At 59.6% G+C, this 8,507-nt stretch carries 4 protein-coding genes and 2 pseudogenes; all 6 read left to right on the top strand.

What is annotated here, in order from left to right; all coding sequences use genetic code 11:
• Positions 1–257, top strand: a pseudogene (locus EN750_RS09285) (integrase); the annotation flags it as partial.
• Positions 258–876: 619 nt separating this feature from the next.
• Complete coding sequence (locus EN750_RS09280) at positions 877–1,536, top strand: response regulator transcription factor (RefSeq protein WP_024505389.1); 660 nt, start codon at positions 877–879, stop codon at positions 1,534–1,536.
• A gap of 14 nt (positions 1,537–1,550) precedes the next feature.
• Positions 1,551–2,861 (top strand): HAMP domain-containing sensor histidine kinase, encoded by a 1,311-nt coding sequence (locus tag EN750_RS09275; RefSeq protein WP_189526116.1) that lies wholly within the window; start codon positions 1,551–1,553, stop codon positions 2,859–2,861.
• A gap of 1,933 nt (positions 2,862–4,794) precedes the next feature.
• Positions 4,795–6,099: pseudogene (locus EN750_RS09270) on the top strand (pitrilysin family protein); the annotation flags it as partial.
• A 9-nt stretch (positions 6,100–6,108) separates the two neighbouring features.
• Positions 6,109–7,374, top strand: a complete 1,266-nt coding sequence (locus EN750_RS09265) for a pitrilysin family protein (protein WP_236383468.1) — start codon at positions 6,109–6,111, stop codon at positions 7,372–7,374.
• 430 nt (positions 7,375–7,804) lie between these two features.
• The coding region (locus EN750_RS09260) for an aldehyde dehydrogenase family protein (protein WP_245482659.1) at positions 7,805–8,507 on the top strand (703 nt) is incomplete at its 3' end.

Below are 8,507 nucleotides of genomic sequence, written 5' to 3'. Positions count from 1 at the left end.
GCTTCCGTTTCAAATCGAGAAGCTGATTGTGCGCCTCAAGCAAGACAAGCCGACATGGGGTGCGCCGAAGATACGCGAGCGGCTGGCCCGGCTGTATCCGGATGTGCACCGGCCCGCGATCTCGACCGTGCATGCCGTGCTCGACCGCCGGCATGGTCGAGCGCCGCAAGCGCAGGCGCAACAGGGCGACGGGGACACCACTTTCAAACGGCTGTCGCCCTAACGATCTTTGGTGTGCCGACTACAAGGGCGAGTTCGGCAGAGAACACGGCCGGGACAGGGGATCACAAACACTTGACCGTTCCAGACCCTGGCAGTGGCGCATCGATTGACCGTTGGCTCTGTTCGTGGGCACCGAAAATAGGGCCTTCTTGGTCCTCGGCAGAGAATATGGCCCGGACGGGGGATAACAAACACTTGACCGTTCCAGACTCTGGCAGTGGCGCATCGATTGACCGTCGACTCTGTTCGCGAGCGCCGAAAATACGGACGACCCCTATGGTCAAAGTGCACTTCTGACCTGCTAGGCACTGTTCGATAACTGGAGGCACCCGCTACGGTGCCCTCGTATTTAAGACACCTGTCAGTTTCAAGCCTGGACATTGACGCGTGGCGCGGCTGCCATTCGTTGACCGCCACGTCGAATTGCCCGCCAACCAGTGTACAGCCGCCGGTGGTCACATTGAGCAAAAGTGCCGAGATCAGGAGGGGTTTCATAAGGCCTCTTCGTTTGGCTTTGTTAACGACCCCTTTCTTGCAATTGTAGCTGACAGCAGCCTGAAAGCCCCCAGATATTCGCTGGCGCCGGTTCAGCCTACTGTCAGCTTCGATCAATAAGGCAGGAGCCTTGCCCTCATACCGGAGCTCGGCAGCCTGATGCGAATACTGCTCATTGAAGACGACGACGACCTTAGAAGTGCTGTGCACGATCATTTGGTGGCTGGTGGCCACGCGGTCGACTGGGCCGAGGGCCTGTCCGGAGCGCGCGGTCATGCAGCTGTGGCCGGCTACGACGTTATTTTGCTCGACGTTCACCTGCCGGACGGCAATGGCATCGACTATCTGCGGGAGCTGATCAAGGGGCTTGATACAACGCCGGTCATCATTCTGACAGCCCGCGATCGGATTTCGCACCGCATCGAGGGGCTCAACGCTGGCGCCGACGACTATTTGGTCAAGCCGTTCGATCTGGGGGAACTCTCGGCACGCATCCGTGCAGTGGCACGTCGCCAAGGGCATTTTCCGGAGCCGCAATTTTCGGTTGGGACGCTTTCCATACAGGCAGCCGAGCGACGCCTCTTCCGCGACGGGCAGGAGGTCCACCTGTCTGGACGCGAATGGGCGGTGCTCGACTGCCTTCTACGCCGGCCCGGTTCGGTCGTTTCAAAGGGGAGGATCGAGCACGCGCTTTATTCATTCAATTCGGAGTTCGAGAGCAACACAGTGGAGGTTTATGTCAGCCGGCTCCGCAAGAAGATCGGCGGGGATAGAATAGCAACCGTGCGTGGCTCCGGATACAGGCTCGTGGTCACATGACGAACTCGAACAGCATGACGAGAAAGCTGATATCGTGGTTAGGCGGGGCAACGCTCCTGGTTTGGATCGCCGCCCCAACCATTGCTGCGTTCATTTTTTGCAATAATGTAAACGAAAGTTCGGATGACTTGCTCCAGGCGAGCGCAGAGTACAGAGAACCAGAGCTGATCAAGGTCTTGAATGGAAAACACGTTGATCAATACAATAACCACTTGCCAACTTATAAAAAGTACTGGACCTATCGTGAGCAGGTTATTAATAAGTACGGGGTAGTGCTTATTTCCGAATCGGAAGAGGGTCAGCAGCCCTTCCCTGATGCTCCCCTGAGTAACGGCTTTTGGGGAAACGCTGATTACCGCGTCTACACAGAGGAGATCCAAGACGGCGTGTATCATCAGTTGGCCGAACCGCTTGATGGCCGCCGTACCACAATCGCGAAGGGCGCACTTTTTGTCTTCCTTCCGACACTCGTGCTCCTGCCCTTTAGCTTAGCTGTTTGGTGGATCGTGATCCGGCGCTCGCTGCGGCCAATCGAGGTACTGCGACAGCAGATCGGATCGCGCGACGGCGGCAATCTGTCACCAATGGACTTGGGCGATTTCCCGGCAGAGTTGGCTCCAATCGCGGCATCCGTCAATCGGCTTCTCGATCGTCTGCGGGCGGCTCTCGAGGCCGAACGCGAGTTCGCCGCAAACAGTGCGCATGAACTGCGCACGCCGATCGCAGGTTCAATCGCTCAGATGCAGAGATTAGTGGCCGAGCTTCCCAATGGGTCGGCCAAAATGCGTGCGCGCGGCATCGAGCAAGCGCTGTCGAGCCTTGGCCGCCTTGTCGAAAAAGTGCTTCAGCTCGCTCAAGCCGAATCGGGGGTTGGCATGGCGGATCACGCGATCGATCTTGTCCGATCGGTTCGGCTGGAAATCGACGACCTGAGGAAAAAGCCGCAATATGCCGGACGCCTGCATCTTAACGTCGACGGCTGCACCACTTTGATGCGCAAAGTGGATGTCGATGCGTTTGGGATCCTCCTTCGTAACCTGATCGAGAATGCGCTGATACATGGACTGCCCACTGTTCCGACAACAGTTTCCGTCCAAACTGATGGAACCATCGCTATTGCAAACGCCGGACCGGTGGTGCCCCTCCCCGACCTCGAAGGGCTTACAAAGCGATTTAGTCGTGGTGCTACTCCTGCTGCGGGCTCAGGCCTTGGTCTACATATCGCTAACATGGTTATCCAGCGGATCGGTGGCAGTCTAGAGCTTGCGTCGCCCGCCCGCGGTCGCAATGATGGTTTCGAGGCGATCATACGAATTCCTCAATGACACCGGTGAATTCGACGACAGTTGGACACAGGGCGGATTGCTGGCAAGGCTGCTGACAGGGCGAACTGTACGGCAGTATGTATACGGCGTAGAAATCGTACTTCACACAACGCATTTCGGCCGCGGCAATCAATGCCGCTATCATCGTCTGAGCAGTTCGATCGAAGCGACACGACATGATCGGCAAAATCGAAGGCTCCGCCTCACCGCTCGCTCGATTTCGCCCGGGGAGAAAAAAGGCCATCCGAGAAAGTGCAAGCCGCCGCGCAAAGGCGACGTGTCCAATTGTCTGGGTGCCCCTGTGCGCCGGCCCGATCGGGTTGGCGGGGTCCAGTAAGGACCCGGACCAACCATTCCATTTAGACGACCGGCAGGTTTTAATCGGCGTCCGGATCGCCGTCCCAAAATGCCCCAAGTATACGGCTAGAAAGGCTGCCAACGATCGAGCTTTGGTCGGAGGCGTGCTTGTCAGCGTCTTGGGTGCTTGACCGGCCTTTGCAATGGCCATCGCCATCGCAAGTATCGTGCGTGGCCAGTGAGACCGCAATTTCATCAGCCTGGAGCCGACCGTATCGGTGCTTTTTTATGATTTAGGGATTTTTCGTTTTCCTCTTGGATCATCACGGGTTTGGAGAGGATCTGGTGTTAAGTGCCATTCGGAGCGCCGGCGAACCGCCCGAAATTAATGTGGTCGAGTGATGAAGCCTCCCGAATGCGTTAAACGAGACCCTTTATGGCGGCCCTGGCTGACAACAGTCTGAAAGCTGCAAGCGGCATGCGAAAATGGGGCGATCCTGAATGACGACAGATGCTATCAACATGAAAGAGGCTCGCCCTGAAAGCTGAGCACGCTTTATGCTCAGGCTGCTGACAAGGCCAAAGCAGCGTAAGTGCGTAGTGAAATCCAAGGTCCACATGGGTCGTCGCGCGTCCCATGCGCCTGGGAAGGCGCCGGCCCGGCCAAGCTTTCCCAGCTCGTCCGCATGATGCTTCGCTGAGCGTCAATGGACGTTGGCGCGAGACCAAGGCGTCGTGCGTTGCAATCCGGACGGTCCAGGGTATCAGGAGTTTCACGGCCTCGGCCCGCTTGGCTGGCCACAGTTGAAGCTCCAACGTACCGGCTGGCACCGGGAAATTGGGCTCTGCGCTGCCTCAACGCTGATGGCACGGTCAATGCTTGCCTACCGATGGGGCCGCCCATGCCGTGATGCTGTCGGTCGACGTTCGCAAACCAGACCCTCGCGAGACCCAGCGAAGGGGCTCGCCGGTACGACGAGGGACCTTACCTCTTTATGCGCGGCATCATTAGCCTTACACGTCGTCCCTCGCGCTCGGGTCTTTGTGGGGCGGATGAAGTCCTGATCGCGGTGGCACTGCTGCATGTTTGCGTAAGACCCATCCAGTCACGATCGCGCTGTCCTTCGATGTCGCGGTGCTGATAGGCGGGCAGATCGGTGTGCGCGGCGCCCGCCAAAGGATCGTCGTCACGCCGGAGGAGGCGAGCGTCATAGCCGGCGCGCCGGCGAAAGGCGCTTTCTGTCGGATGCCCGACAATGTCGGATATCGCAAGTATCAAGGTTGGATCAAACCTTGCGAATCGGGGCTTTCTTACTTGGCACGGGGCATGCTCAGGTATCCGCAAACACCCAATGGATAACGAGCAGACTTCCCATGGCCTCACCATGCCGAAAGTTTCCCGGACGCATCCAAAGATGAGGCTCGCGTCAGGCCCAGCAACACGCTGACGGCTCATGTGGCTCGGCGTCGCGTGCCGATCCACTTTCTCCCAATAGGCGTTCGGGAGACATAGATCCTTCAAAATGAGGAACAGATCACTTTGCCAGGAACGCAGCCCATAACCCCACTCTCCCTACCAGAACTACCAAGCAAGCCCCGCACTCATGGGCTTCGCAGGACGTCCGTTGCGTCCGAGTTGGTCGGCGCGGGGCCGGCTCCGATCCCCGTCGCATGGGAGGACGGCAAGGCGAGGGATTTCGTGCTCGACAACGGCATGGAGGTGGTCGTCATTCCCAACCACCGGGCGCCGATCGTCACCCACATGGTGTGGTACAAGATCGGCAGCGCCGACGAGCCGCCGGGCAAATCCGGCATCGCCCATTTCTTCGAGCATCTGATGTTCAAGGCGACGACCAACCATGCGGGCGGCGAATTCGACCGCGCAGTGTTCGAGATCGGCGGCTCCAACAACGCCTTCACCTCCTCCGACTACACCGCCTTCTATCAGACAGTGGCGCCGTCGGCGCTCGAGCTGATGATGAGCTTCGAGGCCGACCGAATGCGAAACCTCATCCTGACCGACGATGGCGTCAAGACCGAGCGCGATGTGGTCATCGAGGAGCGCCGCTCAAGCACCGACACCAACCCGCAGGACGTTCTCCATGAGGAGATCGACGCGACGCTGTGGCAGAACCACCCCTATCGCATCCCGATCATCGGCTGGATGCAGGAGATCGAGCAGCTGAACCGCGTCGACGCCACCGTCTTCTATGAAAAGTACTACTGGCCCAACAACTCCGTGCTGATCGTGGCCGGCGATGTCGAACCGGACACGGTGCGGGCGCTGGCCGAAAAGACCTATGGCAAGGTGGCGCGCGGACCTGACCTGCCGCCGCGCATCCGGCCGGTTGAGCCCGAGCAGAACACCAGGCGCACCGTCACGCTCTCAGACGCCCGCGTCAGCGTGCCCAGTTTTTCGACGCAGTGGGTGGTGCCGTCCTACCACACCGCCAAGCCGGGCGAGGCCGAAGCGCTCGACCTGCTGGCCGAAATTCTCGGCGGCGGTAACCGCGGCCGGCTCTACCAGGCGCTCGCTGTCCAGCAAGGTATCGCTTCCAGCGCCCGCGTCTATTTCCAGGGCACTGTGCTCGACGACACCAAGTTCGCCATCTATGGCGCACCGCGCGGCGATGCCAAGCTGGCTGATCTCGAAGCGGCGGCCGCTGCCGAAGTTGCCCGCATTGCCGAGGATGGTGTCAGCAACGAGGAACTAGGCAAGGCCAAGGACCACTATTTGCTCAATATGATCTTTGCGGAAGACAACCTGGACTGGCTCGCCAGCATCTACGGCTCGACGCTGGCCACCGGCGGTACCGTGAAGGATGTCGAGGAACGGCCGAATCGCATCCGCAAGGTTACCCCCGAGCAAATCAAAGCAGTTGCCGCCCGCTATCTCGCGTTCGACCGTTCGACCACGGGCTATCTCTTGCCCAAGACGGAGAATCAAGAGATGACGCTCGGCGCTCGGCCCCATGCTGCGATGAACATCCAGGAGGTGAAGTCCGAAAAGGGCATCATCGCCTGGCTGGTGGAGGACCACACAGTGGAAATCGTCAACATCGGCTTTGCCTTCAAGGGCGGCACCAAGCAGGACCCGGTCGGGAAGGAGGGGATGGCCAAACTGATGGCCGGCCTGTTCATCGAAGGCGCTGGCCATTACGACAGCGGTGCCTTCCAGGTGAAGCTCGACCATGCCGGCGCCGAAATGAGTTTGGACGCGCAAAGCGACGACATCTACGGATCGATGTGCATGCTTTCCAAAAAGCAGGACGCGGCGTTCGGCCTGCTTCGGCTCGCGCTGAACGCGCCGCGCTTCGAGCAGGGGCCGATCGATCGCGTCCGCGCCGAGATTGTCTCCCGCATCGTCGGCAGCGAGCGAGACCCTAACGCCATCGCTCAGCGCAAATGGCTGCGCGCGATCTATGGCGCGCATCCTTGTTCAAGGCCGGGAGAAGGCACAAAAGAGAGCCTCCCCGGCATCACGCCGTCCGACCTCCGCGCCTTCCACCAGGCCATTTTCGCTCGCGACGGGCTCCATATTGCCGTGGTGGGTGACATTGACGCGAACACGTTGAGGGAAAGGCTTGACCAGCTGTTTGGTGATTTGCCTGAGCAACAAACCCTCGTCCCCGTCTACGATGTCGCGCCGAAACTCGGTCAACTGGTGGAGGAGAACTACGACCTGCCGCAGACTTCGCTGACGTTGGCCTGGCCTGGCGTGAAGCCTAGCGCGCCGGATTTCTACGCGGCCGTGCTGCTGAACGACATCCTTGGCGGCTCATACTTGACTTCCCGCCTTTACGAGGAGGTACGTCAAAAACGCGGCCTTGCCTATCACGTCAGCTCTGAACTAACCCTTGACTCGCTTCTGGTTACGACAGAGACACGCTCGGACTGCGCTGCCCAAACACTGAGCATCGTGCGAGATGTGGTAAAGCAGATGGCGCAGCAAGGACCGACCGGGGCCGAGCTCAAGGCGGCGAAGAAGCACCTGATCGGCGCCTATGCCATCGACCAACTGGGCTCGACCCGCTCGATTGCAGACCGGCTCCTGGATTTGCAGATTCACAAGGCCGACGTCGACTACAACCAGCGTCGCGCCCGCAGCATCGGTCGGGTGACGCTCAAACAGGTCAAGGCGGCGGCCAAAAAGCTGCTTTCGGCCGAGCCCGCCATTTTGGTGGTCGGCCCGCCGCTGGGCGGCAAGGATGAGTAAAGAAACTCATCACACCTTCCTTCTTCATCGGGGCTTCTCGTGGGAAGAGCGTTGGAGGCCCGTGGGCCAAGCAGATCATGCAGACGCGCGGAGTCGTTTTCGCCGACCTTGCGCGGCATTGGCGGTCCGGCGGCCTCTCGCCGAAATGGCGCTCCTCAGCATGTATGCCGCCTTTTTGCAGAATTCAGTCGCACGCCACCAGCAGGCATGGTGGATGAAGCAAACATCCGACTGCTTAATCCATCAATTGATGAACCGCGGGCACTCAAACTAACGAAACTGCTGTCTTTTCATCGGGCTAGCGTGGTCTACCAGCTGCTTTGCCGAGGCCCTACGACGAACCCACTGGTGCAGAATACACACTGACGGCCCGTCGACCTGGATGTTCGCTGCGTTGAGGAGGAATCCGGTATTGCCCCTGTGCCTGCCGATGATCCGTCGCCTGAAATCCCCGCACCTGTTTGGAGCCATCGACCGCCTGCCGGCACTCGGCAGACCAGTTGGCAATAAGACGTTCGAGGTCGTCAATCCGTCGACCGGCGAAGTTTTGGCAGAGCTTCCCGATATGGGCGTGGAGGAGACACGTGCTGCGGTAGACAAGGCCTATGTTGCGCAGTCGGGATGGGCCGCGTTGACGGCCCGAGAACGTAGCGACGTTCTTTGGCGATGGCATCAGCTGATCATCGACCATGCAGGCGATCTCGCCGCGATTCTGACTGCGGAAATGGGCAAGCCGCTTGCCGAAGCCATTTCAGAGGTATCGCATGCGGCGGCGTATCTGCAATGGTATGCCGAAGAGGCCAATCGCGTCTATGGGGAGACGATCTCGGCACCCTCGACAGACCGCCGAATGCTAGTGATCAAGCAGCCCATCGGCGTTGTTGGCACGATCACGCCATGGAATTTCCCGGCCTCCATGGTGGCGCGCAAAATCTCGCCGGCCTTGGCTGCGGGCTGCACAATCGTGCTCAAGCCCGCTGAACAGACGCCGCTTGTGGCTGGCGCAATGTTCGCCCTCGCCCATCAGGCCGGCTTTCCCGATGGCGTGGTCAACCTGATCTATGCGTCCGAAGGTGATCGCGTGGGCCGTGAACTCTGCACCAATTCCAAGATTCGAAAGATCAGCTTCACCG

Source organism: Mesorhizobium sp. M7A.F.Ca.ET.027.03.2.1, from assembly GCF_003999175.1.
GTDB lineage: Bacteria > Pseudomonadota > Alphaproteobacteria > Rhizobiales > Rhizobiaceae > Mesorhizobium.
The sequence above is the reverse complement of the archived record's forward strand: the minus strand, read 5'-3'. Positions and strand labels throughout refer to the sequence as shown.